Source organism: Flavobacterium panacis (assembly GCF_024649945.1).
Classification (GTDB): domain Bacteria; phylum Bacteroidota; class Bacteroidia; order Flavobacteriales; family Flavobacteriaceae; genus Flavobacterium; species Flavobacterium panacis.
Map to the genome: position 1 here is coordinate 423,932 of NZ_JANKMS010000003.1, position 16,956 is coordinate 440,887.

Consider the following 16,956-nt stretch of genomic DNA (forward strand, 5'->3'; position numbering starts at 1 on the left):
TCTTGCGCACCTAAAAAAATCATAATAATGAATAGATTTAAATATTATTTTGTTTTATTACTTGCTGGTTTAGCCATCGTTTCTTGTAATAAAAAGGATGATGATGAGATTGAAGTTACTCCGATCAGGGACTATAAAGTGCAGTATGAAGCAGATAAAGATTCTATTGAGAAATTTTTGAAGACCAATTATATTGAAAATGTTACAGCTGATTTTGAGGCAAAAATATCAAAAATACCAGCAGGAGGAACTCAGACTTCTATTTGGGATCAGCAAACGTATAAGTTGCAAAGTAGAGAGGTTTATAGTAATGATGTCAAGTATACAGTTTATTATTTAGTTTTAAGAGAAGGTACGGGTGAATCTCCTACCAATACAGATAGAGTTTCTGTGGCTTACAGTTGTTATTTAATGAATAATACTCTTGCGGATTCGTCTTATGGAAATCCATTTACAGCCAATTTATTCCCATTCGCAAGTGGAAATACTGTTATTCAAGGTTGGTCTGAGATTATGCCTAAATTTAAAACAGGAGATAGTCCAACTACTTCTAATGATGGTGTGATAACTTATGACAATTATGGGGCTGGAGTTATGTTTTTACCTTCTGGATTGGCGTATTATGCTAGTCCGAGTGGTGTTATTCCGGCTTATAGTTGTATTTACTTTAATATTAAGCTGTTTGCTCTTCAGAGAATGGATAATGAGTATAATGTCACTAGTACAGGGATAACCATTGTGGGTGATGGTGTTCCAGATTATTTAGAGGATATAAATGGTGATGGTTATCTTTATGATCTTAGAAATACAACTAGATATCCAAATCCGCCTGATTATATGCTTGGTGATGATAGTGATAAGGATGGGATTCCTGATTATCTTGATTTTGATGATGATGGAGATGGTTACACCACTAGATTGGAGGTTACTAAGCCAACAGATCAGGTTGGATGGGGTAAACTTAATGGACAGGATTTTTATTACGGAATAAGTAGGTATTATCCGTATAATGAGCCTGTTCCTGATAATCCTGCAACTCCAAATATAGATGAGTCTGAGCCGTGGGGAATTCCAAGAAGACCTACTGGAGCGCTTAAGGATCCATCTCAAGCGGAATCTAAAACAAATCCTAGAGCTTTTGTTCCAGAAGATTACACTACGCCTGGTAGATTAAGAATTCACTTAGATAAAACATATCCTTATCCTTTGTAAGAAAAGATAAGTCTGAAAAAAGAAAAGCCTCGAAATGTAAATTTCGAGGCTTTTTTGTTTGTTGATCTTTTGATTATTTTTCTAATAGGAAAGATGTTGAATTTTGAAATTGTTCTAGAAAAGTTCTTGCTATTCAATTTTTGGACTTGTTTTTGATTGCTTTAAGGAATAAAAAAACCTCGAAATAAGATTTCGAGGTTTTTTGTATAAAGTAAGAAAATCTAAAAATTATTTTCTTTTGATTACTTTTTCTACAGCTTCAACAATTGCTTGGTTGTTCAATTTGTATTTTTCCATTAATTGTTCTGGAGTTCCAGATTCACCAAAACTATCTTTTACAGCTACAAATTCTTGTGGAGCTGGATTGTTTAAGGCTAATACGCCAGAAATGCTTTCTCCAAGACCTCCAAGGTAGTTGTGCTCTTCTGCGGTAACAATACATTTTGTTTTAGCAACCGATTTAAGAATAGCTTCTTCGTCAAGTGGTTTGATAGTGTGAATGTTGATTACTTCAGCAGAAATTCCTTTTGCTTCTAAAGCTTCAGCAGCGATAAGGGCTTCCCAAACTAAGTGACCAGTAGCTACGATAGTAACATCTGTTCCTTCGTTTAATAAAATAGCTTTTCCAATTACGAATGGTTCGTCTGCAGGAGTAAAGTTAGCTACAACTGGACGTCCGAAACGTAAATACGCTGGGCCGTGGTGGTCTGCTAATGCAATTGTAGCGGCTTTAGTCTGATTGTAATCGCAAGTGTTGATTACAGTCATTCCAGGTAACATTTTCATTAATCCGATGTCTTCTAGGATTTGGTGAGTTGCACCGTCTTCTCCTAAAGTTAAACCAGCGTGAGAAGCACAGATTTTTACGTTTTTATCTGAATAAGCAACAGACTGACGAATTTGGTCGTAAACTCTACCTGTAGAGAAGTTAGCGAAAGTTCCTGTAAATGGAATTTTTCCTCCAATTGTTAAACCTGCTGCAATTCCGATCATGTTAGCTTCTGCAATCCCGATTTGGAAAAAACGTTCTGGGTGATTTTTTTTGAATTCATCAAATTTTAATGATCCAATTAAATCAGCACATAATGCTACAACATTTTCATTTTTTTGACCTAATTCAGTCATTCCCGCTCCAAAACCAGAACGAGTATCTTTACTTCCTGTATTTTCGTATTTTTTCATTTTTATTTGTATGCTTTACGCAATAGGCTATACGCAATAGGCTTGAAGCTTACTGCTTATGGCTTAAAGCTTTTTAATAATCTGCTAAAGTTGAAACGTTTTGAGCCAAAGCACTTGCTAATTGGTCATTGTTTGGTGCTTTACCATGCCAAGCGTGCGTATGCATCATGAAATCTACTCCGTTACCCATTTCTGTGTAAAGTAAGATACAAACTGGTTTTCCTTTTCCAGTTCTTGATTTAGCATCAGTCAATCCTGCAATGATTGCATCGATATTGTTTCCTTCTTTGATTTCTAAAACATCCCAGTCGAAAGCTTCGAATTTAGCACGAAGACTTCCCATTGGCAAAACTTCGTCAGTTGTTCCGTCAATTTGTTTTCCGTTAACATCGATTGTTGCAATAATGTTGTCTACTTTTTTAGCAGAGGCATACATAATTGCTTCCCAGTTTTGACCCTCTTGTAATTCACCATCACCGTGCAAAGTGTACACGATATGGTTGTCTTTGTTTAATTTTTTAGCTTGTGCCGCTCCAAGAGCTACAGATAAACCTTGTCCTAATGAACCAGAGGCAATACGAACTCCAGGTAAACCTTCGTGAGTCGTTGGATGTCCTTGTAAACGAGAATCTAATAATCTAAAAGTAGCAAGTTCTGAAACTGGAAAATAACCACTGCGTGCTAATACGCTATAAAATACAGGTGAAATATGTCCGTTTGAAAGGAAAAATAAATCTTCTCCAATTCCGTCCATATCAAAACCTTCCTTGCGGTCCATTATATTTTGATATAGTGTTACCAAAAATTCAGTACAACCTAATGAACCACCTGGGTGTCCAGAGTTTACAGCATGTACCATTCTAAGAATATCTCTTCTTACTTGGATCGTTAAATCGCTTAATTGTTGTGTGTTAGGCTTCATTTATATGTAAAATTTTTAAACTGAAGCAAAAGTAAAGGTTATTTTGCGGGAAGACAAATCATTTTCTGCTTTAGTTGGTTTCAATTGTGATATTTTTTTGAACTTTTTTTAATAATAATAAAAAAAAAGTAACAACTTCATTTTTTACTGTATAAAAGGATTTTCTAATTTCTTCTAATTAGTCGTTTCTGATTGAAAAAAAATGAATAGTAATTGTGCCATTGTTTATCTGAAAGCTAATTTGAAGAAAGTAATTGAATTTTTGCTAGTTAATTAAAACTTAAAGAAATATTAAATATATATATTCTGCACATCATAAAACGAGTATATTTACCTCGAATTTTTTTAAAACAAAAGCTTTAATTAACCAGAAACATTTTTGTGTACTTTCTGTTTTTTGAATAGAAACGAACAAGAATAAGTCCCCACTAAGAGTCCTAAGAATGAGTCAAAAACTATCAATCATTATACCTGCTTATAATGAAGAAAATACCATAAAATTTATATTAGATAAAATTAGAAAAGTTGAATTAATAGAAAATATTACTAAAGAAATTATAATCGTAGACGATTGTTCTTCAGATAATTCACTAGCGGTATTTAGAAAATATAAAGCAGATAATCCTGACTTGGATATTGTAATTTTGACTCATGAAAAAAATAAAGGGAAAGGAGCGGCTCTTCATTCTGGGATAAATAAAGCTACAGGGGATATATTAATAGTTCAGGATGCCGACTTAGAGTATGATCCTAAAGAGTATAATGTATTATTGGCTCCTATTTTAGAAGGGTATGCTGATGTTGTTTATGGAAGTAGATTTATGGGAGGGAAACCTCATAGAATATTGTTTTTCTGGCATAGTATAGGAAATAAGTTCTTAACTTTTTTAAGTAATATGTTTACTAATTTAAATTTAACAGATATGGAAACCTGTTATAAAATGTTTAGGACAGAAATTATTCAAAAAGTAAAACTGAAAGAAAATAGATTTGGTTTTGAGCCTGAAGTAACAGCAAAAATTTCTAAAATTAAAGGAATTAGAATTTATGAAGTTGGAATAAGTTATTATGGAAGAACATTCGAAGAAGGTAAAAAAATAAGCTGGAAAGATGGTTTTAGAGCTATTTATTGTATACTAAAATATGCGGTTAAATGAAAAAAGTGTTTTTGATTCTTTTGATTTCTGGTATTATTCTCAGATTTGTAATGCAGTTTGTTTTTCCGGTTTTTAATGTTGATGAAATTGCATTAGGAAACAATATCAAACACTTGAGTTTTGTAGAACTGCTTTATCCGTTAGATTTTTATCAAAGTGCTCCTCCATTGTATTTATGGCTCCAGAAAATCTTTATTCAGGTTTTTCCTTTTAGCTTTTGGATAAATATTAAAATTTTAAGTTTCATATCTTCAGTTCTTGGAGTGATATTGTTTTATGTTTTTATAAAGAGAAATAATTATGCACCTATATTTTTGCTTTTGTTTATAATTCTTCTGTTCAATCCGTTTATTGTTTATAATTCGATAACAGTAAAGCAATATACGATTGATTTAACAGGGGTTATTTTTTTATTGGTTTATTTTAAATCGAAAATTTTTAAAAAATACAATTGGTGTTTCTTTTTGATTTGGGGTTTGATGTCAAATATTGGATTGTTTGCTTGTTGTGGATATTTAATTTATGGTTTCTTTACTCAGCGAGCTTTTGCAAGTTTTACAAGTTTTTTAAATTACATAAAAGAGAACATACTTACGATTTTAACACCAGTGCCGTATGTAATTTATTTTTTCTGGTTTATGAATCAGAAAGGGGCTAAAGAGTTACAGGCTTTTATGGTTCAATATTGGAGCGGTACTTTTGTACCACTTAATGGTTCTATTTTTAAATATTTACTTTATACAATTCATGGCTTATGGATTTATATCTTAAATTCTTTTGAAATTTGGGGAGTTTTTATGATGTTGCTAATGGTTCCTTTTTTTCTGGTTTTTTACAAAAAGAGAGTAATGTTTAGAGATGAAATTGCGTTGCTTTTCTGCATTGTTTTGGTACATTTAACATTGAATGTTTTTCACATGTATCCGTTTTCAGATAGATTGTATCTCTATATTTCTCCTTTTCTTATTTTGATTCTAGGATCATCAATAGTGACTATTTCAGATTTTACTATAGTTAAAAAGCATTTTCAAAAAATATATGTTTTAGTTTCAATTATCACTTTGTTTTTGTATTCTTTGTATACTCCAGCAAATGATAATAATGTCTATACTTTGTATGAAAAACTCAATGAAATAGATGTAAATGAAATTTATTTTACAAAAAAATCAATAAGAACTACTGAGTCTTTTAATGCATTCACAGATAATAAATTTTCAATGGATAAAAAGATTTTGCCTCTTGATTCGGAGTTAGATAAATCAAGATATATAGTTTCTAGGGTGGCTAAAAAAACAAAAATGAATGTAACAGCGAAAGAAGAATTAGAAATTCAGAATTTACTTTCTTTGAAAAGAATAGAAAAAATTGACTGCGTAAATGGATATAATATATATATAGTAAAAAAATGAGTATATATTAGATAAACAAAAAAGTCCTAAAATCTAGGACTTTTTTGTTTTCTCTTAAAAGCTAAGATTTAATTCGTATCGCTTTCACTATAATAATTGTTTTCTTCATCTTCAGAACCAATATCTTCCTGTTGGTCGTCTAATTCAGAACCAGGAACATCGAGATCGTTGCCGATTTTGTCACTGTTTTGTTTCCATTCGTGATTGTCCTGATTGATGATTCGTTCACCTGAAATTTCTTCGGGATTAATATCTTCCAGTTTGTTGTCCTGATTGTAAATATCTTCGTTTGCTGGATAATTCATGTTTTCAAGGTTTTTTTCAATTTGATCATCTTTGATTTGGTCTAATTTTTCGTCAGCGTTTATCATGATTTCTATAATTTTAGTTGAAAGAATGTTTTATTTCGAGTTATCTAAAATTACGAAATAGAAAGGTTGGTGTGTTACATTTTTATTGGTTTGATATTGTAGTTTTTACATTCGTTTTGAAATTTTAGAATTGAATGGTACTTGCAACGACGTTTGCGTTAGGGATAGAAGCGGCATCCTTTTGCGACAATTAAACGGTCTTAATTATACACAAAACGAACTGGAGCAAAAGATATAGCGGATAGCCCGACCCTTGGGAAACGCCAAAATAATTGTTAATGACTAGTTGTTAATTGTGAATTTCTAAATCGCGGAATCTGAAATTAAGAAAACATTAGCTAATTTTCTAATTCACAAATTTTCTAATTCATAAAATTTCCCTGAAATTAAACTATCTTTGCGCTCTGAAAAAAGAAACAAATGAAGTTCGATTTATTACAAAAAGATCCGCAGTCTAAAGCAAGAGCGGGAAGTATCACTACTGATCACGGCGTAATTGAAACGCCAATTTTTATGCCTGTAGGGACGGTGGCTTCTGTAAAAGGAGTTCATCAGCGTGAATTGAAAGAAGAAATTAACCCGGATATTATCCTTGGAAATACCTATCATTTATATTTACGTCCGCAGACTGAAATTCTAGAAAAAGCTGGTGGATTGCATAAATTCATGAACTGGGATCGTAATATTTTGACCGATTCTGGAGGATATCAAGTATATTCTCTTTCGTCAAACAGAAAAATTAAAGAAGAAGGAGTAAAGTTTAAATCGCATATTGATGGTTCTTACCACTTTTTTACTCCAGAAAATGTAATGGAAATTCAGCGTACCATTGGAGCTGATATCATTATGGCATTTGACGAATGTACTCCTTATCCTTGTGATTATCGTTATGCACAACGTTCGATGCATATGACGCACCGTTGGTTGGATCGTTGTATTAATCATTTGGAAAAAGTTCCTTATAAATACGGTTACGAACAAACGTTTTTCCCGATTGTTCAGGGAAGTACTTACAAAGATTTACGTCGCCAGTCGGCTGAATATATTGCAAATGCAGGTCAGCAAGGAAATGCTATCGGCGGACTTTCTGTTGGTGAGCCAGCTGAAGAAATGTATGCTATGACTGAAGTAGTTTGCGAAATTCTTCCAGAAGATAAACCTCGTTATTTAATGGGTGTTGGAACTCCAATAAATATTTTAGAAAATATCGCGTTAGGAATTGATATGTTCGACTGTGTTATGCCAACGCGTAATGCGAGAAACGGAATGTTGTTTACAGCAAACGGAACAATCAACATCAAAAATAAAAAATGGGAAGCTGATTTTTCTCCAATTGATGAAATGGGGCATACTTTTGTGGATACAGAATATTCAAAAGCTTATTTGCGTCACTTGTTTGCTGCTAATGAATATTTAGGAAAACAAATTGCAACCATTCATAATCTTGGGTTTTATATGTGGTTGGTTCGTGAAGCGAGAAAGCATATCTTAGCCGGAGATTTTAGACCATGGAAAGAAATGATGGTTAAAAATATGAGTCAAAGACTTTAAAAATAGTTATAAATTATGAGTTGTAAATTATAAATTAGCTTGCGCATATAATTTGTAACTCATAACTCATAATTCATAATTTATAATTTGAAATATGTTATCAATAATAGATAAATACATCTTAAAAAGATATCTGGGAACTTTCTCTGTGATGTTACTTTTATTTGCACCCATCGGAATCGTTATTGACGTTTCTGAAAAAGTAAATAAAATGCTCGAAAACAAGATTCCGTTTATGGATATTGCTTTCTATTATTACAATTTTACAATCTATTTTATCAATTCACTGTTTCCGATATTCCTGTTTTTATCGGTGATTTGGTTTACTTCCAAATTGGCTAATAATACGGAGATTATCGCGATTTTGAGTTCTGGAATTTCGTTTACTCGCTTTTTACGTCCTTATATTATAGGTGCTACAATTGTTTCGGTTTTTGTATTGTTAATGGGATTTTTTATTGTTCCTGCGGCAAGTGAAGGGTACAACAATTTTAGATATACATATTTAAAAGGAGGAGGTAAGGAGCTCATGCGCGGGGAAAATACCAACGTTTACAGACAAATTAATGACAACGATTTTATTTTTGTAAATAGTTTTAATGAGGAATCTAAAACCGCTTTTAATTTTACTTTAGAACATTTTGAAAAAGAAAAATTAACCTATAAAATTACAGCAAGTCGTATAAAATGGGATCCTAAGAAAAAGACCTATATTTTGTACGATTACACTAAAAGAACTATTGGTGATTTAAACGATGTTCTTGAAAAATCACCGGAAAAGAATGTTGCCTTTAAGTTTGAACTTGCTGATTTAACACCTGTTGTATATATCGCAGAAACATTGACTTTAGGTAAATTAATCGATTTTATTGATAAGGAAAGAAAAAGAGGTTCTGGGAATATCAATACTTATCTAGTTGTTCTTTATAAAAAATATAGCGTACCAGTTTCGGCTTTTATTTTAACGATTATTGCAGTGGCTGTTTCTTCTATGAAACGACGCGGTGGAATGGGAACTAACTTGGCAATCGGAATCGCCATTGCTTTCTCATTTGTGTTTTTTGATAAAATTTTTGGTACACTTGCCGAAAAATCTACTTTCTCACCTTTATTAGCTGTATGGTTCCCAAACATTGTTTTCGGAATTCTGGCAGTTTACTTATTACGCAATGCGAAACGATAATTTAAAAAGTTATTTAAATCTTCACTTAATTGTTTTTATCTGGGGTTTTACAGCCATTTTAGGCGCTTTAATAACTATTGATGCCGATAATTTGGTTTGGTATCGAATGCTGATTGCCATGATTTTTCTTGGCGGATTTATTGCCTTTAAAAAACAGTCGTTTCAGGTTCCTGTAAAGGAATTTTTTAAATTGATTTTTGTTGGTTTATTAATTGCTTTACACTGGATTTTCTTTTTTAAAGCGATTCATGTTTCCAATGTATCCATTACACTTTCTATATTTTCTCTAGGGGCATTTTTTGCATCATTATTGGAGCCATTGTTTTACGGAAGGAAAGTGCTTTGGTATGAAGTTTTCTTCGGACTTGTAATTATTGCAGGTTTAGCACTAATTCTTCAGGTCGAAATTAAATATCTTACGGGTGTTTATTATGCGTTAGCCGCGATCATTCTTGGAGTTTTATTTACTTTAATGAATGGGAAATTGATTTCAGATCATGAGCCTTCTGTAATCACATTTTATGAATTTGGTGCAGGAGTTTTCTTTATCACGATTTATTTTTTATTTCAGGGGAAATTTACTGCAGATTTCTTTCAAATGTCTTTAAATAATTGGGTTTTATTATTGATTTTGGCTTCAATTTGTACCGCTTATGCGTTTACTGCTTCGGTAAAAGTAATGCAGCGTTTGACGCCTTACACAGTCATGCTTACCACTAATTTAGAGCCTGTTTACGGAATCGTTTTGGCTTATTTTATATTGGGTGGAAAAGAGAAAATGAGCGTAGAATTTTACATAGGAGCTGTCATAATTATTATCACAGTAATCTTGAATGGTGTTTTTAAACATTATCAGAATAAGAAAGAAAACTTGTAATAGTTTCCTTATTTTTAAATTGCATTTTTATACTTTAAATAACAATTAACTTCGCCAATGATATAATATTTTTATATTTGCGGTTCGATTTACAAACAAAATTCAAAAATCCATGGAATATTTAGATTTTGAGCTTCCAATTAAAGAACTTGAAGAACAGTTACAAAAGTGCGTTATTATTGGAAAAGAATCTGATGTTGATGTAACACCTACTTGTACAGAAATCAACAAGAAATTAGAAGAAACCAAGAAAGATATATACAAAAACCTTACTGCTTGGCAGCGTGTGCAATTGTCAAGACACCCAAATAGACCTTATACTTTAGACTATATTAAAGCAATTTGTGGTGATACGTTTTTGGAACTTCATGGAGACAGAGGTTTTAAAGATGATAAAGCAATGGTTGGTGGTCTTGGAAAAATAAACGGACAATCGTTTATGATCGTTGGTCAACAAAAAGGTTTTAATACTAAAACACGTCAGTACCGTAATTTTGGTATGGCAAATCCTGAAGGATACCGTAAAGCTTTGCGTTTGATGAAAATGGCAGAAAAATTCGGAATTCCAGTTTTGACTTTGGTAGATACTCCGGGTGCATATCCAGGATTAGAAGCAGAAGAAAGAGGGCAAGGAGAAGCTATTGCTAGAAATATTTTCGAAATGGTTCGTTTGCAAGTGCCAATCATTACCATTATTGTTGGTGAAGGTGCTTCTGGTGGAGCTTTAGGAATTGGTGTTGGAGATAAAGTATATATGTTAGAGAATACTTGGTATTCTGTAATTTCTCCAGAATCTTGCTCTTCTATTTTATGGAAAAGCTGGGAGTATAAAGAACGTGCAGCAGAAGCATTAAAATTGACTTCTTCTGACATGAAAAGACAAAAATTAGTTGATGATGTTATTCCTGAGCCACTTGGTGGAGCACACTATGACCGTGAAACAACTTTTAAAACAGTTGCAGAATACATCACTAAAGGATATAATGAATTGAAAGACTTATCAACAGCTGACTTAATTGCCCAAAGAATGGACAAATACAGTAATATGGGCGAGTATAAAGAATAAATTCATAAAAAATGACTTACAATCCGAAGCCCTACGGTTTCGGATTTTTTTTTGGTTATCAACAAAAAAACTTATTTATAAACATCGTAATAGTTATAACTCGATAGCATATATTTTTTAAATTTTGCTACTTTCGCTATATGGAAAATTTCAAAAACTTAAACCCTGTTAAGGTCGACAAAACCACCATTATCAATCTAGAAAAAGGTAAGCTTCCTCCTCAAGTAATTGACTTGGAAGAGGCTGTACTTGGCGCTATGATGATTGATAAAAAAGGGGTAGATGATGTAATTGATATTTTGCAGCCTGATGCTTTTTATAAAGACGCTCACAAACATATTTTTGAAGCGATTCTGCAACTTTTTACCGAAACACAGCCCATTGATATTCTAACGGTTTCGACTCAGTTAAAGAAAAATGGAAAGTTAGATTTAGCTGGTGGAGATTTTTACTTAATTCAGCTTACGCAAAAGATTGCTTCTTCTGCACACATCGAATTCCACTCGCGTATTATTCTTCAAAAATTTATTCAAAGAAGTTTGATCCGAATTTCTTCTGAAATTATTGAAGAATCTTATGACGAAACTACAGACGTATTCGATTTGTTGGATAAAGCCGAATCTAAATTATACGAAGTAACTCAGGGAAACATTAAACGTAGTTCTGAAACAGCACAGAGTTTGGTTCTTCAGGCGAAAAAACGTATTGAGGAAATTGCTGGAAAAGAAGGATTGAGTGGTGTTGCAACTGGATTTGAGAAATTAGATGAAGTAACTTCTGGATGGCAGCCTTCGGATTTAATTATTATTGCGGCTCGTCCGGGTATGGGTAAAACCGCTTTCGTCCTTTCGATGGCGAGAAACGTAAGTATTCAGTTTGGACATGCAGTTGCTATTTTCTCTCTGGAGATGGCGTCGGTACAGTTGATTACGAGGCTTATTTCTTCTGAAACAGGATTATCTTCTGAAAAATTAAGAACTGGTAAGTTAGAAAAACACGAATGGGAGCAATTAAGTACAAAAGTTAAGAACTTAGAAAAGGCACCATTGTTTATTGATGATACGCCTTCACTTTCTATTTTCGACTTACGTGCAAAATGTCGTCGTTTGGCTTCTCAGCACGGAATCAAATTAATTATCATTGACTACTTGCAGTTAATGACTGCGGGAGGAAGTGGAAAAGGAGGAGGAAACCGTGAGCAGGAGATCTCTACAATTTCCCGAAACTTAAAAGCTTTGGCAAAAGAGTTGAACGTTCCGGTAATTGCACTTTCTCAGTTGTCTCGTGCCGTTGAGACGCGTGGATCTAGTAAAAGACCACTTCTTTCGGATCTTCGTGAATCTGGAGCGATTGAGCAGGATGCCGATATTGTATCGTTTATTTACCGTCCTGAATATTATAAAATTGAAGAATGGGATGATGACGAAGCTTCTTCTACACAAGGTCAGGCGGAGTTTATTATAGCCAAACACCGTAATGGTGGATTAGAGAATATTCGTCTGAAATTCTTAGGACATCTTGGTAAGTTTGATAATCTTGAAGAATTTACTGGTGGATATGATGATTTACCTTCAAAAATGAACCACGACGACAATCCGTTTATCACTAAAAATCTGCCTTCAGCCAATGAAGCTTTTGGAAGCAATTTGAATGATGATGACGATGATAGTGACGTTCCGTTTTAATAAAATGTAAAAAGCCTTATTTTTTAAGGTTTTTTTTATATTTGAGTGTTATGTTATTAATTAAAATCAGTAGTTTAGCCATACCATTAAGAAACTATTTTATTTTTTTAAATTATTAACCAATAACAAATTAAAATTATGAATGAAGAAACTTTTCCGGGACCTATAGAGGTATCCTTAGCTACTGCTAAAAAATGGGAGAAAAGATACGAAGACGATAAAGCTGTCGAAGATCTTAGCAAAAAAGTAATATCTTATTTAATACCAAGAGAAAGTTTAGAACTGGTTTTGAAACTAAAAACTGAAGCTGTTCGTGCTTACATCGGTATTAATGACGACAATGAGAAAACTTTGCTTTTTGTTGGTGCAAAAAAAGATGAAAAAACAGGTAAATACATTGATGTTTACGGTCCGCCAGAAGGTACTGTAGAAGGTGGAGATGTTGTTTATGATGGTTCTCGCCCAAGTCCTCCGTATTAATTAAAACAAGTTTCAATAATGGATGATTTTTTAATATATTCAGGTTATTTGATTCTATTAATTGATCTAATACTATATTCATATAGCTTTTTCCGAAAGGAAAAAGCTAATGTTTTTTTTGTTTGTTACCTAGCTTATGCCTTGCTTATGCAAGTTTCAATGGAAACATTATGGCATCTTAAAATGAATAATTTATTTTTAGTAAATAGTTTTTTTATAGGTCAAATGATATTTTTAAGTCTGTTTTATCAGTCGATCTTAAAAGTAAAAGTTCAAAAACAATTTGTAAGAATCAGTTTTGTTCTGGCTTTATGCGTCCTTTCAATACAATTTATTAATTCACCTCACGAGTTCCTGAAGTTTAATTTGTTTGGAATTACCCTGACATCATTGATGATTGTTGTTTTTGCCCTATTGCATTTTTATAATATGCTGACAGAAAACAAGTCTTATTATTACGTGAGTATGGGAATAATCATTTATTTATTATCTAGTACGGTATTATTTATTATCGGTAATCTTACTTCGACACTGAATAGTGATGTGAAATATTTAAGTTGGAAACTGAATGCATTTTTAAATATAGTTTATTATCTTTTTATTATGTACGAATGGATGGTGAGTTTTTCAAACAAAAAAGTTTACAAAGCTAATTTGTAATTGTAACCTAAATAAGCAAAGATGAACGCCCATTCAATTCCTGATAAAGAGTTAGTTGCAATTATATTATATATCTCCCTGTTTTTTATAATTGTTGCCGTAGCATTAATTATATTCTTTTATTATTCAAGAAAGAAAATTATTCAAAAGGAATTGGAGAAAAAAGATTTAGTACTTCGATACCAAAAAGAACAGTTGCATGCTGTTATTGTTACACAAGAAGAAGAACGTAAAAGAATCGCACAGGATCTTCATGACGATATCAGTTCAAAATTAAATATTGTTTCATTAAACAGTCATTTGTTAACGGCACCAAATCTTACAGAAGCAGAAACGACTGAAATTACAGAAAACATAATCGCCTTAACAACGAAAGCTTTAGACAATTCTAGAAAAATTGCGCATAATTTACTACCGCCAGTTTTTGAAAAATTTGGTTTAAATGCTGCAATAGAGGAATTGTGTGAAGAATTTGAAAGCAGTAAATCTGTAAAAACACATTATAAAAATGAAATCGATTTTGATGATAATGATATCGATCGACTTCTGCATGTTTTCAGAATTTTACAAGAACTGATGAATAATTCCATTCGTCATGGCAAAGCAACAGAAATCTGGATAGCATTTACCACTAAAGAAGGAGTGAATATTTGTGACTATGAAGATAATGGGCTTGGGTTTGATAGTAAAAGTGCTGATAATCAAAAAGGTCTGGGGATGAAAAATATTGACAGTCGTATTTCATTTTTAGAAGGAACAATAAAAATTACTTCAGAAATTAATAACGGAATTATAGTAAACTTCACTTTTTAGGCTAAACGATATACTTTAAATATAGTTTTTGGTCAATAAAATAAGGTAATTAGGTAATTTGTAAATGATATTTCGTACATTCGGCAGACCAAACTAAACGACCAAAATCAAATAAGATGAATGCTGCTATTAAAATTGCCTTAGTCGATGATGAAATTTTGTTTCGGAAAGGAATTTCTTTTTTATTACAGAGGGAAGAAAATATTGAAATTATTTTTGAAGCCTCAAACGGAGATGAACTTATTTCTCAGTTAGATAAAAACGAAATCAAACCCGATATAATTGTTATGGATTTGAAGATGCCGATCTTAAACGGTGTTGAAGCCACAAAAATTATTCGAAAAACATATCCTGATATTAAGATTATTGCTTTGACAAGTTACGATACAAAGTCATTTATAGCTAATATGATTCAGGTTGGTGCAGTAGCTTATTTGATAAAAAATACCACTCCAAAAGATTTAATTCTCACAATCAATGAAGTAGCTGCTAAAGGTTTCTACTATAACGAAAGTGTTCTAAAAACAATTCAAGAAACCATAGTTTCACCTAAAAATTCGAAAGGTGGATTGGAAACTAATTTTCTTTCGCCTCGTGAAGTCGAAATATTGCAATTGATTTGCCAGCAAAAGACAACTGCAGAAATAGCAGAACAGCTTTTTTTAAGTCCGAGAACTATAGAAGGACACAGAAATAATTTACTGCTTAAAACAGAATCACGAAATATCGCTGGTTTAGTTGTGTATGCTATTCAGAATGACTTAGCAGTTTTGACGATTTAATTCGCTGTCAAAAATTGAATTGACAAGATGTAATACAATATAATGGTTACTACAAGTACACATAAACCTATTTTTTGAATTATATTCATACCCTTTTCTTGATTATTACTATCATTAAACTTCATGGTTGGTTGTTTTTTACATTGATTAGTTTGATGATCTGGGATAGCAAATGTAGATAGATTATTCTAGCGTCCTATAGGTGTTTTTACCTGTTTTTTCTACACATTCCAAATCAGGTATTTACCCCCTGTTTCTTTATTTAACATTCTATTAGGCCAGAAAAAATAGTGAGCATTCTTTTTTTTAAGTCTTCCTTTATATCTTTACTAAAATAATTTTCTGATGAATAAGAGCCTATTCTGCCTTTTTATACTTTTAATATCATTTAATATTCGGGCATCGTTTATCTTGCTTCCAATGGATGAATCTACACAACAGAATCATTTAAAAGCGTATGGTATAACGTATTGGTGTCTGAGTAGAGATTATAAAGCAAGTTGGCTTCTAAATTATCGAGGAGGTTCTTTCCTACTTCCAGATGCTGAGGAAATTCGAAAAGAATGTAAAATTAGAGGTGTTAGTTTTGAAGTTATTTCGGATAGTGAACAGGCTTCAATTTTAAATGAAATTTCGAGTCCATCGCAAAATATGGAATCAGTAATTTTGGAGAAAGCGCCAAAAATTGCTGTTTATACTCCAAAAGGAAAACAACCTTGGGATGATGCTGTAACGTTAGTACTGACTTATGCTGAGATTCCCTTTACTCCAATTTATGACGAAGAAGTTTTAAGTGATCAACTTTTAATGTATGATTGGCTTCATTTGCATCATGAAGATTTTACAGGTCAGTATGGGAAATTTTATGCAGCTTATAAAAATACGCCTTGGTATATTGATCAAAAAAGAGATACTGAGGCATTGGCTACAAAATTAGGTTATGCAAAAGTGTCTCAAGAAAAAGGTGCTGTAGCAAAAAAAATCAGAGATTTTGTTGTGGGAGGTGGTTTTATGTTTGCTATGTGTTCTGCTACAGATAGCTTTGATATTGCGCTATCTGCTGATGGAGTGGATATTTGTGAAGCAATGTTTGACGGAGATCCAAGCGAATCAAATTATCAATCAAAATTAAATTATAACAACTCTTTTGCGTTTAAAAATTTTACGTTAGAAAGAAAACCAGAAGTGTATGAGTTTTCAGATATTGATATGACGACAAAGAGAAGAGTTGTGATGGATAAGGATTATTTTACTTTAATGGAATTTTCTGCAAAATGGGATCCTATTCCAAGTATGCTTTGTCAGAATCATACACAATTGGTAAAAGGTTTTATGGGACAAACGACTTCTTTTGATACTTCATTAATAAAATCAAACGTTCTGATAATGGGAACTTGCGAGTTTAATGGAGAATCAAGATATATACACGGTGAAAAAGGAAAAGGAATGTTTACCTTTTTTGGAGGACACGATCCTGAAGATTATCAACATCAGGTTGGAGACCCGCCAACAGTTTTAGATTTGCATCCTAATTCTCCTGGGTACAGGCTGATTTTGAACAATGTTTTGTTTCCGGCTGCGAGAAAGAAGAAGCTTAAAACATAAT

16 protein-coding genes are annotated in these 16,956 nt (G+C 32.5%); 13 read left to right on the top strand and 3 right to left on the bottom strand.

The features are described 5' to 3' along the window. Nucleotides 1-27 precede the first annotated feature (27 nt). A complete protein-coding gene (locus NQQ59_RS10070) occupies nt 28-1,212 on the top strand; it encodes an FKBP-type peptidyl-prolyl cis-trans isomerase (protein ID WP_144218171.1) in 1,185 nt (394 codons plus the stop codon). A gap of 228 nt (nt 1,213-1,440) precedes the next feature. On the opposite strand, the gene NQQ59_RS10075 is transcribed toward NQQ59_RS10070, so the two are convergent. Further along, entirely contained in the window at nt 1,441-2,394 is a 954-nt protein-coding gene (locus NQQ59_RS10075) for a transketolase family protein (RefSeq protein ID WP_144218172.1), read from the bottom strand. Between the two features lie 73 nt (nt 2,395-2,467). Beyond that, on the bottom strand, nt 2,468-3,316 hold the full coding sequence (locus NQQ59_RS10080; protein ID WP_144218174.1) for a transketolase: 849 nt from the start codon (nt 3,314-3,316) through the stop codon (nt 2,468-2,470). 443 nt (nt 3,317-3,759) lie between these two features. On the opposite strand from NQQ59_RS10080, the gene NQQ59_RS10085 reads away from it, so the two are divergent. Together NQQ59_RS10085 and NQQ59_RS10090 are read left to right on the top strand one after the other, a co-directional pair. Continuing rightward, on the top strand, nt 3,760-4,473 hold the full coding sequence (locus tag NQQ59_RS10085; protein ID WP_144218176.1) for a glycosyltransferase family 2 protein: 714 nt from the start codon (nt 3,760-3,762) through the stop codon (nt 4,471-4,473). Further along, the gene (locus NQQ59_RS10090; protein WP_144218178.1) at nt 4,470-5,882 is read left to right on the top strand and encodes a glycosyltransferase family protein; all 1,413 of its coding nucleotides are present in this window, start codon (nt 4,470-4,472) and stop codon (nt 5,880-5,882) included. Before NQQ59_RS10085 ends, NQQ59_RS10090 begins: the two co-directional genes overlap by 4 nt. A 68-nt stretch (nt 5,883-5,950) precedes the next feature. On the opposite strand, the gene NQQ59_RS10095 is transcribed toward NQQ59_RS10090, so the two are convergent. After that, complete coding sequence (locus NQQ59_RS10095) at nt 5,951-6,253, bottom strand: hypothetical protein (protein WP_144218180.1); 303 nt, start codon at nt 6,251-6,253, stop codon at nt 5,951-5,953. Between the two features lie 420 nt (nt 6,254-6,673). Between NQQ59_RS10095 and tgt the strand changes: the two genes are divergently transcribed. The 10 genes from tgt to NQQ59_RS10145 all read left to right on the top strand — a co-directional run bounded on the left by tgt (nt 6,674) and on the right by NQQ59_RS10145 (nt 16,955). Then, nucleotides 6,674-7,804: a tRNA guanosine(34) transglycosylase Tgt gene (gene tgt / locus NQQ59_RS10100; RefSeq protein ID WP_026727521.1), complete on the top strand. Its 1,131-nt coding sequence runs from the start codon at nt 6,674-6,676 to the stop codon at nt 7,802-7,804. A 94-nt stretch (nt 7,805-7,898) separates the two neighbouring features. Next, nucleotides 7,899-8,987 carry an LptF/LptG family permease gene (locus NQQ59_RS10105; RefSeq protein WP_144218182.1) on the top strand — a complete coding sequence of 363 codons (1,089 nt, stop codon included), beginning with the start codon at nt 7,899-7,901 and terminating at the stop codon, nt 8,985-8,987. Then, a complete protein-coding gene (locus NQQ59_RS10110) occupies nt 8,974-9,864 on the top strand; it encodes a DMT family transporter (RefSeq protein ID WP_144218184.1) in 891 nt (296 codons plus the stop codon). Before NQQ59_RS10105 ends, NQQ59_RS10110 begins: the two co-directional genes overlap by 14 nt. Nucleotides 9,865-9,976: 112 nt before the next feature. Further along, nucleotides 9,977-10,930, top strand: a complete 954-nt coding sequence (locus NQQ59_RS10115; RefSeq protein ID WP_144218186.1) for an acetyl-CoA carboxylase carboxyltransferase subunit alpha — start codon at nt 9,977-9,979, stop codon at nt 10,928-10,930. A 140-nt stretch (nt 10,931-11,070) separates the two neighbouring features. After that, entirely contained in the window at nt 11,071-12,615 is a 1,545-nt protein-coding gene (gene dnaB, locus NQQ59_RS10120) for a replicative DNA helicase (RefSeq protein WP_095931682.1), read from the top strand. A 138-nt stretch (nt 12,616-12,753) separates the two neighbouring features. Further along, entirely contained in the window at nt 12,754-13,095 is a 342-nt protein-coding gene (locus NQQ59_RS10125; protein ID WP_144218188.1) for a hypothetical protein, read from the top strand. Nucleotides 13,096-13,278: 183 nt separating this feature from the next. Beyond that, nucleotides 13,279-13,755, top strand: coding sequence for a hypothetical protein (locus NQQ59_RS10130; protein ID WP_257698190.1), 477 nt, complete (start codon nt 13,279-13,281; stop codon nt 13,753-13,755). Between the two features lie 21 nt (nt 13,756-13,776). After that, nucleotides 13,777-14,568 (top strand): sensor histidine kinase, encoded by a 792-nt coding sequence (locus tag NQQ59_RS10135; RefSeq protein ID WP_144218192.1) that lies wholly within the window; start codon nt 13,777-13,779, stop codon nt 14,566-14,568. Between the two features lie 116 nt (nt 14,569-14,684). Further along, entirely contained in the window at nt 14,685-15,350 is a 666-nt protein-coding gene (locus NQQ59_RS10140; RefSeq protein ID WP_144218194.1) for a response regulator transcription factor, read from the top strand. A 345-nt stretch (nt 15,351-15,695) separates the two neighbouring features. After that, nucleotides 15,696-16,955, top strand: a complete 1,260-nt coding sequence (locus NQQ59_RS10145) for an asparagine synthetase B (RefSeq protein WP_144218196.1) — start codon at nt 15,696-15,698, stop codon at nt 16,953-16,955. The last annotated feature ends 1 nt before the right edge of the window (nt 16,956 follow it).